This window comes from Microbacterium sp. NRRL B-14842 (genome assembly GCF_050470785.1).
Window position 1 is genome coordinate 2037806 of sequence record NZ_JBFLUM010000001.1, and the last position, 15816, is coordinate 2053621.

Annotated in this window: 17 protein-coding genes; 3 read left to right on the plus strand and 14 right to left on the minus strand. The window is 72.2% G+C overall.

The annotated features are described in order from the left end of the window. Positions 1-24: 24 nt before the first annotated feature. The 9 genes from AB1285_RS10105 to AB1285_RS10145 form a co-directional block, all read right to left on the minus strand. A complete protein-coding gene (locus AB1285_RS10105; protein WP_259952145.1) occupies positions 25-1536 on the minus strand; it encodes an NAD(P)/FAD-dependent oxidoreductase in 1512 nt (503 codons plus the stop codon). 25 nt (positions 1537-1561) lie between these two features. Then, on the minus strand, positions 1562-2881 hold the full coding sequence (locus AB1285_RS10110) for a S8 family serine peptidase (RefSeq protein WP_370428672.1): 1320 nt from the start codon (positions 2879-2881) through the stop codon (positions 1562-1564). Next, the gene (locus AB1285_RS10115; RefSeq protein WP_187663580.1) at positions 2878-3420 is read right to left on the minus strand and encodes a DUF501 domain-containing protein; all 543 of its coding nucleotides are present in this window, start codon (positions 3418-3420) and stop codon (positions 2878-2880) included. Before AB1285_RS10115 ends, AB1285_RS10110 begins: the two co-directional genes overlap by 4 nt. A gap of 48 nt (positions 3421-3468) precedes the next feature. Then, positions 3469-3897 carry an FtsB family cell division protein gene (locus AB1285_RS10120; protein WP_259952142.1) on the minus strand — a complete coding sequence of 143 codons (429 nt, stop codon included), beginning with the start codon at positions 3895-3897 and terminating at the stop codon, positions 3469-3471. 182 nt (positions 3898-4079) lie between these two features. Next, positions 4080-5360, minus strand: coding sequence for a phosphopyruvate hydratase (gene eno / locus AB1285_RS10125; protein ID WP_259952141.1), 1281 nt, complete (start codon positions 5358-5360; stop codon positions 4080-4082). Positions 5361-5472: 112 nt separating this feature from the next. Next, positions 5473-6132 (minus strand): O-methyltransferase, encoded by a 660-nt coding sequence (locus tag AB1285_RS10130; RefSeq protein WP_187663577.1) that lies wholly within the window; start codon positions 6130-6132, stop codon positions 5473-5475. A gap of 4 nt (positions 6133-6136) precedes the next feature. After that, positions 6137-7105: a CPBP family intramembrane glutamic endopeptidase gene (locus AB1285_RS10135; RefSeq protein ID WP_366236448.1), complete on the minus strand. Its 969-nt coding sequence runs from the start codon at positions 7103-7105 to the stop codon at positions 6137-6139. Then, the gene (locus tag AB1285_RS10140; RefSeq protein ID WP_366236447.1) at positions 7102-8157 is read right to left on the minus strand and encodes a DUF1648 domain-containing protein; all 1056 of its coding nucleotides are present in this window, start codon (positions 8155-8157) and stop codon (positions 7102-7104) included. Before AB1285_RS10140 ends, AB1285_RS10135 begins: the two co-directional genes overlap by 4 nt. Continuing rightward, positions 8144-8551, minus strand: a complete 408-nt coding sequence (locus AB1285_RS10145) for a GntR family transcriptional regulator (protein WP_187663574.1) — start codon at positions 8549-8551, stop codon at positions 8144-8146. The genes AB1285_RS10140 and AB1285_RS10145 overlap by 14 nt, the downstream gene beginning before the upstream one ends. A gap of 99 nt (positions 8552-8650) precedes the next feature. Between AB1285_RS10145 and AB1285_RS10150 the strand changes: the two genes are divergently transcribed. After that, the gene (locus tag AB1285_RS10150) at positions 8651-9121 is read left to right on the plus strand and encodes a PaaI family thioesterase (protein WP_187663573.1); all 471 of its coding nucleotides are present in this window, start codon (positions 8651-8653) and stop codon (positions 9119-9121) included. A gap of 41 nt (positions 9122-9162) precedes the next feature. After that, a complete protein-coding gene (locus AB1285_RS10155; protein WP_315637508.1) occupies positions 9163-10401 on the plus strand; it encodes an APC family permease in 1239 nt (412 codons plus the stop codon). A gap of 6 nt (positions 10402-10407) precedes the next feature. Here AB1285_RS10155 and AB1285_RS10160 read toward each other — a convergent pair whose 3' ends face one another. Further along, the gene (locus AB1285_RS10160; RefSeq protein WP_370428671.1) at positions 10408-11187 is read right to left on the minus strand and encodes an AraC family transcriptional regulator; all 780 of its coding nucleotides are present in this window, start codon (positions 11185-11187) and stop codon (positions 10408-10410) included. Between the two features lie 93 nt (positions 11188-11280). Between AB1285_RS10160 and AB1285_RS10165 the strand changes: the two genes are divergently transcribed. Then, the gene (locus AB1285_RS10165) at positions 11281-11808 is read left to right on the plus strand and encodes a VOC family protein (RefSeq protein ID WP_259952128.1); all 528 of its coding nucleotides are present in this window, start codon (positions 11281-11283) and stop codon (positions 11806-11808) included. Here the strand turns inward: AB1285_RS10165 and AB1285_RS10170 are convergent. The 4 genes from AB1285_RS10170 to nhaA all read right to left on the minus strand — a co-directional run bounded on the left by AB1285_RS10170 (position 11777) and on the right by nhaA (position 15807). Then, positions 11777-12580 carry an SGNH/GDSL hydrolase family protein gene (locus AB1285_RS10170; RefSeq protein WP_370428670.1) on the minus strand — a complete coding sequence of 268 codons (804 nt, stop codon included), beginning with the start codon at positions 12578-12580 and terminating at the stop codon, positions 11777-11779. The genes AB1285_RS10165 and AB1285_RS10170 overlap by 32 nt on opposite strands. A gap of 60 nt (positions 12581-12640) precedes the next feature. Next, positions 12641-13891: a histidine--tRNA ligase gene (gene hisS / locus AB1285_RS10175; RefSeq protein WP_259952193.1), complete on the minus strand. Its 1251-nt coding sequence runs from the start codon at positions 13889-13891 to the stop codon at positions 12641-12643. A gap of 67 nt (positions 13892-13958) precedes the next feature. Then, positions 13959-14621 carry a MazG family protein gene (locus AB1285_RS10180; RefSeq protein WP_259952124.1) on the minus strand — a complete coding sequence of 221 codons (663 nt, stop codon included), beginning with the start codon at positions 14619-14621 and terminating at the stop codon, positions 13959-13961. 19 nt (positions 14622-14640) lie between these two features. After that, the gene (nhaA, locus tag AB1285_RS10185) at positions 14641-15807 is read right to left on the minus strand and encodes a Na+/H+ antiporter NhaA (protein ID WP_259952122.1); all 1167 of its coding nucleotides are present in this window, start codon (positions 15805-15807) and stop codon (positions 14641-14643) included. Positions 15808-15816: the final 9 nt, after the last annotated feature.

The window sequence follows — 15816 nt, forward strand, 5'->3', positions numbered from 1 at the left end:
GGCCTTCTCCTCAGAACCGGGTGGTCACTTCGCCGCAGCGGTCTCCGCGGAGTCCTTCGACGAAGAGGCCGGAGCCTTCTTGGCTGCGGGCCGCTTGGCGGCCGGCTTCTTGATCTCTGCAGGCGTCTCCGCCGCGGGGGCAGCGGCCGGCTTCTCGGCGGCCGGGGCCTTCGCCGCCGGGGCTCCAGACGCCGGAGCAGTGTCCGCGGGTGCGGCGGGACGCGGGCGGGCGGCGAACTCCTCGAAGACGTAGCGAGGGTTCTGCACCGTCTGCAGGTTCACGAGGTCGCGGCCCAGCCACAGGTTGTTCCACCAGCCCCAGAGCACGCGCCACTTGCGCTCCCACGTCGGCATCGCGAGGCCGTGGTAGCCGCGGTGCGCGAGCCAGGCGATGAAGCCCTTGAGCGCGATCTTGCCGGACTGGAAGACGCCGTTGTACAGACCGAGGCCCGCGACAGCGCCGAGGTTCTTGTGGAAGTACTCCTTGGGGCTCTCGCCGCGGAGCACGGCGACGACGTTCTTGGCCAGAAGCTTCGCCTGACGCACGGCGTGCTGGGCGTTCGGGACGCAGAAGCCGCCCACGCCGCCACCCGAGAGGTCGGGGACGGCCGAGACATCACCGGCGGCCCAGGCGCCCTCGACGAACGCCTCGGGCGTACCGACGCGGAGGTCGGCACGGGTCTGGATGCGACCGCGCTCCTCCACCGGCAGATCGCCGCCGCGCACGACGGTCGGGTTGGCCATGACACCGGCGGTCCAGACGATGACATCCGTCGGGATGACCTCGCCGGTCGAGAGCTCGACGTTGCCGTCGATGGCACCGGTGACCTGTGTGTCGAGATGGACGTTCGCGCCGCGCTTGGCGAGGTCCTTGAGAACCCACTCGCTCGTCTTCAGCGAGACCTCGGGCATGATACGCCCCATGGCTTCGATGAGGTGGAAGTGCGTGTCCTCGAAGCTCAGCTGCGGGTACTTGCTCACCAGCGAGGAGGCGAGCGAGCGGAGCTCCGCGAAGACCTCGATACCCGCGAAGCCACCGCCGACGACGACGACGGTCAGCAGGCGGTCGCGCTCGGGGCCGGCCGGGAGGGAGGCGGCCTTGTCGAAGTTCGACATGACCTTGTCGCGGATCGCGACGGCCTCTTCGATCGTCTTGAGCCCGATGGCGTTGTCGGCGATGCCCGGGATCGGGAACGTGCGCGAGACGGCGCCCGCGGTGACGACGATCTGGTCGTACGCGAACTCGTACGGCTCGCCGACGGGCGGCGTGATGGTGGCCACCTTCTGCGCGTGGTTGATGTTCGTGACCTTGGCGGTGAGCACGTGCGTGCGCTTCAGGTGACGGCGGTGCGCGACGACCGAATGCCGGGCCTCGATCGATCCGGCGGCGACCTCGGGGAGGAACGGCTGGTACGTCATGTACGGCAGCGGGTCGACCATGGTCACATCGGCCTCACCCTTGCGCAGGTGCTTCTCGAGCTTCCACGCGGTGTAGAAACCCGCGTACCCTCCGCCGACGATCAGGATCTTGGGCACAGTGCTGTTCTGAGGCACAGAAGAACTACTCCTCGGAGTCGGGATTGTGGCGTACGGGAACGCGCGCCGATCGGATGCGCCGGGCAGCTGCGGTGACGCCAAGCGCTACCAGGATACCAGGGACCGTGAGGGCGATGAGCGGCAGGGTACCGTAGCGCAGGGAATCGGCGCTGGGAAGCAGCGGTGAACCGGGCTCGGTCGGTGTATCCGCATCCGGCAGCGGCGGGATGTCCACGGGGGCGAGTGTGGGCTCGGGGGTCGGCGCGCTGTCCGCGCGGCGGAACAGCCGCACCCATTCGGCCAGGTCGCCCATCGGGTTCTCGCTGACGGTCGGGATGTTCGCCGAGATCGCCGCGTCCGCGTCCACGAGCCCGAAACCGTACAGCGGGTCCCGTGGTTTCTGCGCATCGGCCACCGGCATCGCCGTCTTGATGATGCGGTTGATGACGTCGTTGGCCGAGATGTCGGGATGCGCCGAGCGGATGAGTGCGGCGACACCGGCCACGATGGGGGCCGCGCCGCTGGTCCCGCTCCAGGAGACGACCTCGCCGTCCGCGGACACGCCGAGCAGGCCCTCGCTCGGCGCCGAGATGCCGATGGTGATGCCCTGGGTCGAGGCCTCGATGCTGGCCGTTCCGGTCTGGTCGACACCGCCGACCGTGAGCACGCCGGGGATCGTGGCGGGAGCGCCGATGATGTTCGTGCCGCTCCCGCGGTTGCCGGCCGCGACGACGACCACGACATCATGCTCGAAGGCGTAGAGGAACGCGTCGTCCCAGCTCTCGTCCCAGTCGAGGGTGTTCGTCGTGAACGACAGGTTGATGATGTCGGCGCCGTGATCGACCGCCCATCGGATGCCCTTGGCCACCTGCTCGGTGAACGGCACGGCCGCCGCGGCGCCGAAGCCGACCGAGACCGAGAGCAGGTCCGCCTCCGGGGCGACGCCGATCATCCCGGTGCCGTCGGGCTTGCCTCGCCCGGCCGCGAGCGACGCGACCCAGGATCCGTGGTTGCCGTCCACCGCACCGAGCGGCGTGCGGCCGTCGGGGGTGCCGGCGCCGGACACGTCGGTGCCGCCGACGACCGCCTCGCCGAAGACCTGCGGCACCTTGCCGATGCCCGTGTCGATGACGGCGATGGTCACGCCCTCGCCGCGCGTGGTCTGCCAGGCCTCCCTGATGCCGGCGCCGTCCAGCCAGTACTCCGCCGCGCGGATCGGGTCGGCGGGGTCGTCGGCGACCGGCGGCGGCGTGGGGGTCGGCGTGGCGGTCGATCCGAGGAGCAGGACGGATGCCGCCACCGCCACGAGGGCGACGGCGCCGCGCAGCACCCGCCGCCGCGTCATGCCGAGCGTGCCGGATCGTCGCGGAGGGCGGCGCCGGGCTCCTCGCAGCGGCACACCTCGGGAGACCAGGAGCTGCGGGCGAGCGCGGCGTCGCCGATCGGGTTCACACCGGCACCCGCCGCCAGGGCGTGCCCGGCGAGAGCGTGCAGGCACTTCACCCGCGTGGGCATGCCTCCGGCAGAGATCCCGTCGATCTCGGGCACCTCGCCGAACTGCGCCCGGTCCGCGAGATAGGCCTCGTGCGCCGCCTGATAGGCCGCGGCCACGGTCTCATCCTCGGCGAGCAGCCCCGCCAGCTCGGGCATGACCTGGTTCGCCTCGAGCGTGGACATCGCCGCCGTCGCGGCCGGGTGCGTCAGGTAGTAGAAGGTGGGGAACGGCGTGCCGTCCGGCAGGCGCGGAGTGGTGGCCACCACCGTCGGGTTGCCGCACCGGCAACGGGCCGCGATGCCGACGACTCCGCGGGCGGGCCGTCCGAGCTGGGTCGACACGACGGCGAGCTCGGCGGAAGTGGGCGCGGGGAACGGCGGAGTGGTCACCCCACCAGCGTAGGGGAGCCGTCCGGGAGGATGCTCGGAGCCGGACCCTCAGCCGGCGGTGGCGGCGGTGTCGCTCAGTCCCGCGGAGACGAGGGTGCGCAGCAGCTGCGGCATCCAGTCGGCCGGCTTCTCCTCGAGCGTGTCACTCACCGGCTCCTGCTCCCGCGGGAGGGCGGAAGGATCGAGGTCGTTGTCGATGAGGTACACGACCTCGCCCGGCTTGACGTAGTAGAGCCGCTCACGGGCCTGCGTCGTGATGTACGCGGGGTCGTCCCACCGCTCGCGCTCCGCGGTCAGCGCCGCGATCTCGTCTTCGCTCACCTGCACGGACTGCTCCAGCGCGGCGATCTTCTGCCGCTGGTCGATGAAGGTCCCGAGCGTGGGGACGAGCACCCAGGCGCCCAGCACGACGAGGGACAGCATGATCACCGAGAACGCGGACAGCCGGATGCCGGATGCCCACTCGCGCACGTCCACGCGTGGCGCGGTCGTGGCGGCCTCGCGGGGCCGTCGCGACCTGGACGATGTGGGGCGGGCAGGGGCCGCCCCGGGAGACGGCGAAGGAGGAGCCGGTCGTCGTGCCACGGCTCCTCCTTCGTCTCTGCCGCCTTCCGGGCGGCGCGGTCGTGCCGCGGAAGCGGCGTCGCTGTCTCGGGCGCTCAGGCCTGGTAGCGCGGGAAGGCCGAGCGGCCGGCGAAGACCGCCGCGTCGCCCAGCTCCTCCTCGATGCGCAGCAGCTGATTGTACTTCGCGACGCGCTCGCTGCGCGCCGGGGCGCCCGCCTTGATCTGGCCGGCGTTCGTCGCGACCACGAGGTCGGCGATCGTCGTGTCCTCGGTCTCACCCGAACGGTGCGAGAGCATGGCGGTGTAGCCCGAGCGCTGCGCGAGGCTGACCGCGTCGAACGTCTCGGTGAGCGTGCCGATCTGGTTGACCTTCACCAGGAGCGAGTTGGCGACGCCGCGCGTGATGCCGTCGGCCAGACGCTGCGGGTTCGTGACGAACAGGTCGTCGCCCACGAGCTGCACCTTCGAGCCCAGGGCGTCGGTGAGGTGCTTCCAGTTGTCCCAGTCGTCCTCCGCGAGGGCGTCCTCGATCGTGACGATCGGGAAGTCGTTGACGAGACCGACGTAGTACTCGGTGAGCGCCTCGGCGTCCCAGTCCTTGTTGTCGAGACGGTAGACGCCGTCGGTGAAGAACTCGGTGGCAGCGACGTCGAGGCCGAGCGCGATGTCGGTGCCGGGGGTGAAGCCCGCCTTCTCGATCGCCTTGACGAGGAAGTCGAGGCCCTCGCGGTTGCTGGGCAGGTCGGGGGCGAAGCCGCCCTCGTCGCCGAGACCGGTCGCGTAGCCCGCGGCCTTCAGCTCGGCACGCAGCACGTGGTAGGTCTCCACGCCCCAGCGCAGCGACTCGGAGTAGGTCTCCGCGCCGATGGGCGCGAGGAAGAACTCCTGCATGTCGATGCCGTTGTCGGCGTGCTCGCCGCCGTTGATGACGTTGAACAGCGGCACGGGCAGCACGTGCGCGTTGGGACCGCCGAGGTAGCGGAACAGCGGCAGGTCGGCGGAGTCGGCGGCCGCCTTGGCCACGGCGAGGCTCACGCCGAGGATGGCGTTGGCGCCGACGCGCTTCTTGTTGTCCGTGCCGTCGACCTCGATGAGGATCTCGTCGACGATGCGCTGCTCGCTCGCCTCCACGCCCTCGATGGCCGGGCCGAGCTCGTCGATGACGGCCTCGACGGCCTTGAGCACGCCCTTGCCCGAGTAGCGGCTCTTGTCGCCGTCGCGCAGCTCGTACGCCTCGAAGGCGCCGGTCGAGGCGCCGGAGGGGACGGCCGCGCGCTGCACGATGCCGTCGTCGAGGAGCACCTCCACCTCGACGGTCGGGTTTCCGCGCGAGTCGAGAATCTCGCGTGCGCCTACAGCCTCGATCAGTGCCACTGATGTGCTCCTTGTTCAGGATGGAAGGGTGTGTGGAGCGTCGTCGATCCGCGCCCAGTCTATCCCCGGCATCGGACGGCTCCCGGAGATGAAGCGGCGCGATGCGCCGGAGTCACACGACGAGGGCGAGCGCGATGCCGTCCCACCCCTTGATCCCGACCGTCTGCAGCGCCGTGGCGTCGAAGCGCGGGTCCTCCCCCAGCATCCGCAGGCCCGCACGGGTGCCGTTGACCTTGGAGTCCGTCGAGTCGTCGCGGACGATCTCGCCGTCGCGGCCGATGTTGTCGAGCACGACCACGGTGCCGGGGTGACCGAGCTTCGCGGCCCAGTCCAGGTAGACGGTGTTCGACTCCTTGTCGGCGTCGATGAAGACCAGGTCGAAGGCGCCGGTGAGGGTCGGCAGCACGTCGGCTCCGCGCCCGATCCGGATGTCGACCCGATCCCCCACTCCGGCGGCATCGATGCTCGCGCGGGCGACGGCGGCGTTGTCGGCCTCCGCCTCGATCGTCACCACTCGTCCGTCCGGTCCCACCGCTCGCGCCATCCAGATCGTCGAGTAGCCGCCGAGGGTGCCGATCTCCAGCACGCGGCGCGCACCGCTCATCCTCACGAGGAGGTTCAGCAGCTTCCCCGCGACCGGGGCGACCTCGATCTCGGGGAGCCCCGCGGCCCGCTGCGCCTCGAGCGTCGCCTCCAGGGCCGGGTCCGTGCCCACGAGCGTGTCGGCGAGGAAGGTGTCGGCGCGGGCCCAGGCGGCGGGAGTGGATTCCATGTGCTCAGCCAACCCCCGGCGCCGGTCGGCCGTCAAGCGTCGGCGGGGCCGGAGGGGTCCGCGGCGCGGCGAGCTCCGGCTGACGGCGGAACTGCCCGGTGAGCGCCAGGACGAGGGCCACGACGGCGGCGACGATCCAGCCCGCCACGCCGAGCGGCCCGGCCAGGGCGAGGTCGGGCTGCACGGCGGCGACGATCATGATCATGCCCGCGGCGGCGTTGAGGGATCCATGCGCGACGACCGCCGGCCACAGCGAGCCGGAGCGCAGCCGGAGCCAGCCGAACAGCACGCCCCACGCCACGCAGCCGCCGATCATGAACAGCACGCCGGTGACGTCCGTCCGGCCGAAGTTGTAGCCGAGCAGGATGACAGGGCTGTGCCACAGCCCCCAGATCGCTCCGGTGAGCAGGAGCGCCGGCCAGGTGCCGAGCGGACGAAGCGCCGGGAGCAGCCAGCCGCGCCACCCGAGCTCCTCCCCGAAGGCGAGCACGCTGTTCACGAGGGCGCCGACGGGGATCGCCGCGAGCTGCGCGAACACGACCACGCCGACCGGCGGCACGGGTGCGCCCGCAGGGAGGGCCTCGGCGAGCTGGTCCGCGAACGCCGAGAAGGTGAGGTCGAGTCGCACCCACCCGAGCACGGCCGCGAAGAGGATGCCGAGGGCGACGAGCACCGGCGGCACGAGCCAGGCCGCGACCAGCAGGCCGACGACGCGCTTCGCGGGCCGCAGGGGCCACATCCCGAGGAAGCGCGCGCGGACGCCCTTCTCCGGCACGCCCGTGGTGAGCATGACGACGAGCACCGCGGCCGCCGGGGTGAACATCATCACGGGAAGGATCGCCCCCGCGAAGGGCTCGGCGAGGCCGTCGCCGAGCCAGAGGGGCAGGCAGACGAGAGCGGCGAGCCCGCAGGCCGTGAGGGTGAAGATGAGGACGGCGCGCCACGGGACGCGCGTCGGTGTCGTGGTGGTCATCGCTCCGTCCTCTCCGTCTCCCCGGAGACTGCAGGCCCCGCAGACCGGTCCACGTACGTCTGCAGGAGCGCTGCCGCCTCCTCCGCGCCGTCGATCGTGATGACGAAGGGACCGTGGTCGCGGCGATGCACCTCGATCGCCGGCCCCTGCCGCATCACGATCCCGCTGCGGCCGTCCGGGGCGAGACGCCAGCCCCAGCCGCCGAACTCCCCGAAGGGCGAGATGCGCACGGCCCGGACCGAGACGATCTCCGCCACCGGGATGGTCCTGCGAGGCCACCCGATCACGGCGCGGGCGTCGATGCCGTCCGGCGTGACACGCACCCGGAACGACGTGGTCGCCGCCAGCGCGAATCCGACGACGAGCGCCACCAGGGCCGAGACCCAGGCCATCGGGGTTCGGGTGACGACCATGATCACGGCGAGCGCCACGAGCCCGAGCAGCACGAGCAGCAGGAAGACGAGAGCACCGGTGGGCATGGTCGTCGTCCCCACCCACACGACGCGCTCCCCCTCGCCGACCCGCACGTCGTGTCGCGGCGTGAGGGCGGCGCCGGGGATCGCACGGACGCGCGGCTGCACGAACCACGCCATCGCGCCCACGCCGAGCAGGGCCGCGAAGGCCAGCCCCATCACCCCCGCGATGCCAGGGACGTCACCGGCGGGCGGCAGGTCGCGCTGGATCGCGAGGGAACCCAGGCAGATCACGGCCGCGAACGCCGACATGCCGGCTGCGGTCGCCCCGAGCAGCCGGGCGGTGGCGCCCCAGTGCGCCCCGACGGCGACGAGCGTCGTGATGGTCAGGAGCACCGGGATGCCGAGACCGACCCCGAGGAGCACCCAGAGGTAGGTGGTTGCCGGGCCGAACCCGTCCGCCCCGTCGGCGCCCCAGTGGATCGCGACGTCGGCGGGGAATGACGGGAGCCAGGTCATCAGCACGAGAGCGGAGATCGCGACGATGAGCACGGGGAGGACCGACGCCACGAGGACGAAGGCCCGTCGCGCGCGGCGCAGGGTGGCCGGAGGGGTGCGAGTGGGGTCAGGCGTCGTCATCGGGGGCCTCCTGGGGAGTCGCGGCGGGAGTGGGCGGTTCGGCTTCTGCGCGGTGCGTGCGGACGATTCCGGCGAGAGTGTCGGCGGAGACCCCCAGGGCGGCGGCCCGTCGGATCAGCCCGTCGATCTCGTGCGAGAGCTCCGCGAGGGGCGCGGCGGAGGCGGCGATCACGGCGCCCCTGCCCCGCCGGAGGTCGACCAGGCCCTCGTCGCGCAGGCGCTGGTAGGCGTGCAGGACGGTGTGCTGGTTGATGTCGAGCGCAGCCGCCACGTCGCGGGCGGCCGGCAGACGGTCGCCGGGCGCGAGGGCTCCGGAGAGGATGTCGGCGCGCACCGAGGCGGCGACCTGGTCGTAGAGCGCGTGCGGGCTGTCGACATCGACGCGGATGAGCATGGCGCCTCCCTTCCCTAGTTATTCTATGTGAACTAGAACAACTGTGCCAACCCTCCAGTCGTCTTCGTCGCAGCCGCGCGCATCCTCCACACTGACCTCATGCGCATCACGCCCCGCCGCCTCGCCCTCGGCATGAGCCTCTGGATCCCCAACCTGTGCAGCGGCATCCGTGTCCGCCGGTTCAGCGACGACTGGACGCGCGCCACCGTGGAGCTGCACGTGAACCTCCTCACCCGCAACTATGTGAAGACCGCGTTCGGCGGGTCGATGTCGGCGATGACCGATCCCTACTTCTTCATGCTCGTCATGCACCAGCTCGGGCGGGACTACGTCGTATGGGACACGCGCGGCGAGATCGAGTTCCTCAAGCCGGGGCGTGGGGTGCTGACCGCGGAGTTCGAGGTGACGCGGGAGAAGGCCGAGGAGTTGCGACAGCGTGCCCACGGCGGGGCCAAGGTGCTCGAGTGGTTCGAGACCGTCATCACCGATCGCCACGGGGACGTCGTGGCGAAGGTGCGCCGCGAGGTCTACATCCGCGAGAAGAAGCGCGTCACCGCAGCGCGGGGATGACCCGTCACCCGCCGTTCACCCCGGCGTGGGACGATGACCGGATGCCCCTCGCCCGCCGCCTGACGCTGCCGGACGCCGTAGCGATCGGCCTCGGATCGATGATCGGCGCCGGCGTGTTCGCGGTCTGGGGTCCGGCCGTCGACGTCGCCGGAAACGCGACGCTCGTCGCCCTCGCGATCGCCGCCGCGGTCGCCTACGCGAACGCCACCGCCTCCGCGCAGCTCGCCGCTGTGCACCCGGTCGCCGGCGGCACGTACGCGTATGCGCGGGCGGAGATCGGACCGTGGTGGGGCTTCGTCGCCGGATGGAGCTTCGTGATCGGCAAGATCGCGAGCTGCGCCGCCATGGCCATGACCTTCGCCGCCTACGCCGCGCCGGCGGGATGGCAGACCCCCGTCGCCGTGATCGCCGTCGCCGCCCTCGCGGTCGTGAACTGCCTGGGCGTGACCCGGACGGCGCTGGCGACCCGCATCCTCGTGGCGTGCTCCCTCCTCGGGCTCGCGGTCGTGGTGGCGGTCGGCTTCGGCGCCGCCCCGACCGCCTCGCCCGCACCGCTGCCTGACGCGACCGTCTACGGGGTGCTGCAGGGCGCCGGGCTGCTCTTCTTCGCCTTCGCGGGCTACGCCCGGATCGCCACGATGGGCGAGGAGGTGGTGGACCCCGCGCGGACGATCCCGCGCGCGATCGTGCTCGCTCTCGGCGGCGCCGTCGTCGTCTACGCGCTCGTGGGCCTCGTGGTGCTCCTCGTCCTCGGCGGCGACGCGCGGGGAGCGGCCGCGCCCCTGGCCGACGTCCTGACCGCGGCCGGCTGGTCGGCGTTCGCCCCCGTGGTGCGGATCGCCGCGGCGGCCGCTTCCCTCGGCGCGCTGCTCGCCCTGCTCACCGGCATCGGCCGCACGACGCTCGCCATGGCGCGGGAAGGCGATCTCCCTCGGGTCCTCGCCCGTATCGACGACCGGCACCAGGTGCCGCGCCGTGCCGAGATCACCCTCGCCGTCATCGTGATCGGGCTGGTGCTCGTGGGAGACCTCCGGGAGGTGATCGGGTTCTCGTCCTTCGGCGTGCTGCTGTACTACCTCATCGCGAACGCCGCCGCGTTCCGCCAGCAGGGGGCCGCCCGACGCTACCCGCGGATGCTGCAGGTGGGAGGAGCGCTCGGCTGTCTCGTGCTGGTGAGCACGCTCCCCGTCCTCGCCTCGCTCCTCGGCACAGGCGTCGTGCTGCTCGGCATCGCCGGACGGGCCCTGCGGATGCGGTGGCCGCAGCGCGGGCGGCCCTGATCGGTCTCAGCCGGAGACACCCGCGCGATAGTCGCGGGGTGGCAGACCGAGGACGGCCGCGAAGTCGCGCGTGAGATGGGCGTGGTCGGCGTACCCCAGCGCGGCGGCGAGCGACGTCAGATCCGTCTCCGGCTCCTCGCGGAGACGCTGTGCCGCCTCCTGCAACCGGCGGCGGCGGATGATCGCGCCCGGCGAGAGCCCGACGGTGCGGTGCGTGAGCCGCTGCAGCGTGCGCACCGAGACCGCGAGTCGGGTCGCCGCCTCCTCCGGAGTCAGCGCCGCCCCCTCCCCCAGCAGCACGTCGAGCATCGCGTTGGCCTGCCGCCCCACCGCGTCGACCGGGCCGACGCGCTGAGACAGCCACGCGGAGAAGACCGCGACGGCGCGCTCCCGTCGCCCGGGCTGTGACCGCATCGCCGCCGTCACCCCCTCGTGCAGATCGGGGGCGTCGAAAGACCGCTCCGCGTCGATCAGACCCGGCGGGTCGTCGGTGAGGGCCACGACGGCCGCCGGGCGCAGGAGAGCGCCGACAGCCCACCCCGACCCCCGCAGCTCCCTGGTCGACGCCCGTGTCGTGGCGCCCGAGATCGACACGCCCTCGGGGGCGACGACGAGGTTGACGGCCGGATACGCGACGATCTCCTGCCGGGACACCTCGCCCTCCGGAAGGCTCCACTCCGGGATCCAGAACCAGGCGACGAGCGCGGCGGCGTCTTCGGGCGGGGGCAGCCGATGGAACGCGGGCAGCCGCGCGGGGTAGAGCACTCCGCGCGTCCGGTCCACCATGGCCCCCAGCGTAGAGCGCGCCACCGACGTGTCGTCGAGGACGTGTCGCGGATCTTCAAGCGGCTGTCGCCCTCCCCGTCCTACCGTGGCGACATGACAGATCAGACACCTCCGGCCGGCGTGACCGGCGCGCACACGACCGACGGCCGCCCCCACAGCGCGACCTCGCTGACCCCCTTCCTCGCGATCCCCGACGCCGCCCGCGCCGTCGAGTTCTACCGGGACGTCTTCGGCGCCCGCGTGGTCGACGTCACGGAGTTCGGCGGCACCGTCGCGCACGCCGACCTCGACTTCGGACTCGGCCGGCTGCAGCTCGGCGAACCCAGTCCCGAGTACCACCTCGTGCCCGCCCCCTCCGGCGACGACGACTGCTATTCGATGGGCCTCTACGTCCCGGATGTGGACGCCGTCGTCGCGCGCGCCGTCGAGGCGGGGGCGACCGTCCGCGAGGCGCCGTCCCTGTTCGTCTCCGGCGACCGCTACGCGAGCATCCGCGACCCGTTCGGCGTGCGGTGGTCGATCATGACGCGCGTGGAGGATCTGTCCGACGAGGAGAGCGCCCGACGGGTGGCCGCGTGGGCTGCCTCCTTCACTGCGGCACCGGAGGGCGCCGAGAGCTGAAAGCGGCCACGGCGGAGCGCTCGACCGCGGGCAGCAGCGCCTCCGCGGTGCGGCGGTAGCCGAGGGCGCTCGGATGGAAGCGGTCGAGGCTGAACATCTCCTCGGGCTCGTCGAAGAACATCGGCCCCACGGCGCGCCGCAGGTCGACCGTCTCCGCGCCCTCTCGGCCTGCCGCCTCCGCCTGCACCTCGGCCAGCCGCCGGGACAGACCGGAGGCGATGCGGCGCAGCGGCTGGGGCACGGCACGCAGGGCGCCGAGGTCGGGGCAGGTGCCGACGACGACGCGGGCGCCGAGCGCGTGCAGGCGGACGATGGCCTCGCGCAGATGCCGTGCCGACTCCGCGGGCGGGAGGCGGTGGGTGACGTCGTTTCCGCCGACCACGATCACGGCGACGTCGGGGCGATAGTCCGCGGGGAGCCGGGAGATCTGCCCGGCGAGATCCCGCGACTCCGCGCCCACGACCGCGGCGGTGCGCAGCCGCACCGGACGCCCGAGTCGGCGTGCCGTCGCCTTCGCGAGCCGCGCCCCGAGGGTCTCCTTCCGCCGTGCCGCTCCCAGCCCGGCGGCGAGGGAGTCGCCCAGCAGCAGGAGGTCGAGCGGCTCGCCCTCGAGCCCTGGGCGCCAGACACGGTCGGCGTCGAGCGACTGCTCCCCCAGCGGCTTCCCGATGCGCCGGCGCGCGACGGCGGCCTGCCGGTCGAGGACCGTGCGGGCGCCCACGAGCAGGGCCGCGGCGAGCGCGATGACGGTGAAGAGAGGCAGGCGGCGCACGGCCCGATTCGAGCCGACCGCCGTGAACGCCCGGTGAACGCGTCTTCCGACGGGGGCGACTCAGGCCAGCGTCTTGATCTCGAGCTCGTCGTCTCCCGGTCGCACGCTCGCGAAGTGCGTGTACCCGTCCGCCGCCGACCGTTCCAGCAGCGCCTTGAGGTTCTTCGTCCGCTGCTCGAGTCGCACCCGCGCGCCCTTGGCGACGAGAGCCGTCTTGTGCGCCACGAGCTCCGCCACGGGGACGGCGGCGTCGTGGACGAGCACGATGGCCTGCGCGGCGGTCGCCGGATCCGTCGAGACGAGGTCGACCAGGCGCTCGAAGCCGAGGGAGAAGCCCACCGCGGGGACCTCCTGCTGCAGGAACCGGCCGATCATGCCGTCGTACCGTCCACCGCCGCCGAGCGAGTACGTCACGGAGGGGTGCGCGAGCTCGAAGATGGTCCCCGTGTAATAGCCCATGCCCCGCACGAGGAAGGGGTCGAACACGAGAGGGATGTCGTCCTGCCCGCGCCCCGCCGCGACCGCCTCGCCGATGCCGACAAGGTGGGCGACGAGCTCGTCCGGCGCGCCGTCCGGGAGCGCCTTGCGGATCTGGCTGTCGCCGAACGGGTGGTACTCGAGCGTCTGCGGGCGACCGAGGAAGGCCTGGAACGCGTCGACCGCCGTGGCCGTCGCCCCCCGCTCGCGGAGCTCGGCGGCCACGCCCTCCGGTCCGATCTTGTCGAGCTTGTCGATCGTGATCAGCACCTGCGGGCGCTCGTCCTCGGTGAAGCCGAAGTGCTCGAGCATCCACTCCAGGACGCGGCGGTCGTTGATCCGCACGCTCGCGCCCTCCAGACCCAGCGCGTCGACGGTGTCGAGCGAGGCCGCCAGCAGCTCGGCCTCCGCGCGCGCCGACGCGTCGCCGATGATGTCGATGTCGCACTGGACGAACTGGCGGTAGCGCCCCTTCTGCGGGCGCTCGGCCCGCCACACGGGCCCGATCTGGATGGACCGGAAGACACCGGGGAGCTGCCCGCGGTTGCTCGCGTAGAAGCGGGCGAGCGGCACCGTCAGGTCGTAGCGCAGGCCGAGATCGGAGAGCTCGGCGGGGTCATCGGCAGCGGCGCGGATGGCCTCCGCATCCAGGCCGCGGCGCAGGATGTTGAACGACAGCTTCTCGTTGTCGCCGCCGATGCCGGCATGCAGCCGGTCGTACTCCTCGACCACGGGGGTCTCGATCTCATCGAATCCGTGCGCGCGATAGCGGTCGCGGATGACGGAGAGCACCCGCTCACGGCGGGCCTTGTCGGCGGGGAGGAAGTCGCGCATGCCGCGCGGCGCGTTCACGGTAGCCACCCGTCCATCTTCCCAGGTCGGCGGCGGTGTCCGCGTCGCGTCAGCCGGCCTCGGCGGCGCGGACCTCGTCCTCCAGGCGCGTCAGCCGTTCCCGGAGCGCGCGCTCCGCGTCCCAGCCCTCGGCCCTGGCGGTGTCCACGAGTGCGAGCAGGGCATCGCCGAGTTCCTCCTCCGAAGACGGGCGCAGGGCGGACGGATGCGTGGGCACCACGCCGGCACCGGCGGCACGGCCCGACATCTTCTGGGCGCGGGCGAGGGCCGGCATCGCGCGCGGGATCCCGTCGAGCACGCTGCGGCGGGTGCGCTTCTCCGCCGCCTTCGCCGCGGTCCAGTGCACGAGCACCTCCTCCGGCGTCTCCGCGACCTCGTCGCCGAACACGTGCGGGTGCCGCCGCACCATCTTCTCGGTGAGCGTGCGGGCCACATCGTCGATGTCGAAGGGGTCGTCCGGATCCTGCGCCGCGATGGCGGCGTGGAAGAGCACCTGCCACAGCAGATCGCCGAGTTCCTCGCGGAGGTCGGCGCGAGACCCGTCCTCGACCGCGTCGATCACCTCGTGGGACTCCTCGATGAGGTACGGCACGAGATCGCGATGCGTGATGCGCTGCGACCACACGCACCGCTCCCGCACCGTGCGCATGGTCTCCGCGGCCGCACGCAGCGGATCATCGATGCCCTCGGGTCCTCGCTGCTCGCTGGTCATGCTTCCTCCGGACTCCGGCTCACGCGGGAATGGGCGCAGCGCGACGGTACCACCGGGCGCGCAGGGTGACGACGATGCCGGACAGGATGAGCGCGAGCAGCGACCCCACGAGGACGCCGAGGATCGCCTGGTCCCGGATGACCGCATCGCCCTCAAACGCGAGGTTCGCGAGCAGGAGCGAGACGGTGAACCCGATACCGCCCAGGGCGCCAGCGGCGACGATGTCCGCGAAGGGCAGAGCCGGGTCGGCGCCCTTCGGCCGGATGCGCATGGCGAGCCAGCCGAACAGGGAGATGCCGATGATCTTCCCGACCGGCAGCGCTACGACGATCGCCCAGAACGCCGGGGACAGGGCCGTCGGCGAGACCGCCGGGATCACGACGAACGCCGCCACGAACGCGAACAGCGGCAGGATCGCCCCGTTCACGGTCGGCTCCAGCGCATGCCGGGTGCGTCCGGCGGGTACCGGCGCCATGACGAGGCCGAGCATCACGCCGGCGATGGTCGCGTGGATGCCGGACGAGGCGACGAGGCCCCACGTGACGACGCCGACGACGGCCATCGCGACAGCGACGAGTGTGTGGCCGGTCGCATGCAGCAGGCGGCTCAGCAACCAGAACACGGCCACCCCGACGATCGCGAGACCGAAGAGGAGCCACTGCACGTCGTGCGCGAAGAGCACCGCGATGAAGATGATGCCGATGATGTCGTCGAGGATCGCAAGGGCCAGCAGGAACACCCGCACCCGGGAGGGCAGGCCGCGACCGAACATCGCCAGCACGCCGAGGGCGAAGGCGATGTCGGTGGCGGTCGGGATCGGCCAGCCCGACGCCGTCTCCGGCCCGCCCGCGATCAGCAGGTACACGAGGATCGGCACGAGCACGCCGCCGGTCGCCGCGATGGCCGGCTGCACAGCCTTCCGCGGGGAGTCGAGCTCGCCGTGGGTGAGCTCGTGCCGCAGCTCGATCGCCACGACGAGGAAGAAGATCGCGAGCAGGCCGTCCGACACCCAGTGCGCGATCGAGAGGTCCAGCGCCGTCCCCGGGACCGCGAGATGCGTCTCCAGCAGTCCGGCGATCGCGTCGTGCGTGGGCAGGTTCGCGAAGAGGAGGCCGAGGCCGGCGGCCACGAGCAGGAGGACGGCGGGGAACTGCTGCCCGCGGAGGGGGTTCGCTGTGATGCGCATCCCGTCCAT

Excerpts from the sequence above, each read along its gene's own strand:
- AB1285_RS10110 (WP_370428672.1), bottom strand. The coding sequence starts at position 2,881 with ATGACGCGGCGGCGGGTGCTGCGCGGCGCCGTCGCCCTCGTGGCGGTG.
- AB1285_RS10130 (WP_187663577.1), bottom strand. The coding sequence starts at position 6,132 with ATGGAATCCACTCCCGCCGCCTGGGCCCGCGCCGACACCTTCCTCGCC.
- AB1285_RS10135 (WP_366236448.1), bottom strand. The coding sequence starts at position 7,105 with ATGACCACCACGACACCGACGCGCGTCCCGTGGCGCGCCGTCCTCATC.
- AB1285_RS10140 (WP_366236447.1), bottom strand. The coding sequence starts at position 8,157 with ATGACGACGCCTGACCCCACTCGCACCCCTCCGGCCACCCTGCGCCGC.
- AB1285_RS10145 (WP_187663574.1), bottom strand. The coding sequence starts at position 8,551 with ATGCTCATCCGCGTCGATGTCGACAGCCCGCACGCGCTCTACGACCAG.
- AB1285_RS10150 (WP_187663573.1), top strand. The coding sequence starts at position 8,651 with ATGCGCATCACGCCCCGCCGCCTCGCCCTCGGCATGAGCCTCTGGATC.
- AB1285_RS10155 (WP_315637508.1), top strand. The coding sequence starts at position 9,163 with ATGCCCCTCGCCCGCCGCCTGACGCTGCCGGACGCCGTAGCGATCGGC.
- AB1285_RS10160 (WP_370428671.1), bottom strand. The coding sequence starts at position 11,187 with ATGGTGGACCGGACGCGCGGAGTGCTCTACCCCGCGCGGCTGCCCGCG.
- AB1285_RS10165 (WP_259952128.1), top strand. The coding sequence starts at position 11,281 with ATGACAGATCAGACACCTCCGGCCGGCGTGACCGGCGCGCACACGACC.
- hisS (WP_259952193.1), bottom strand. The coding sequence starts at position 13,891 with ATGCGCGACTTCCTCCCCGCCGACAAGGCCCGCCGTGAGCGGGTGCTC.
- AB1285_RS10180 (WP_259952124.1), bottom strand. The coding sequence starts at position 14,621 with ATGACCAGCGAGCAGCGAGGACCCGAGGGCATCGATGATCCGCTGCGT.
- nhaA (WP_259952122.1), bottom strand. The coding sequence starts at position 15,807 with ATGCGCATCACAGCGAACCCCCTCCGCGGGCAGCAGTTCCCCGCCGTC.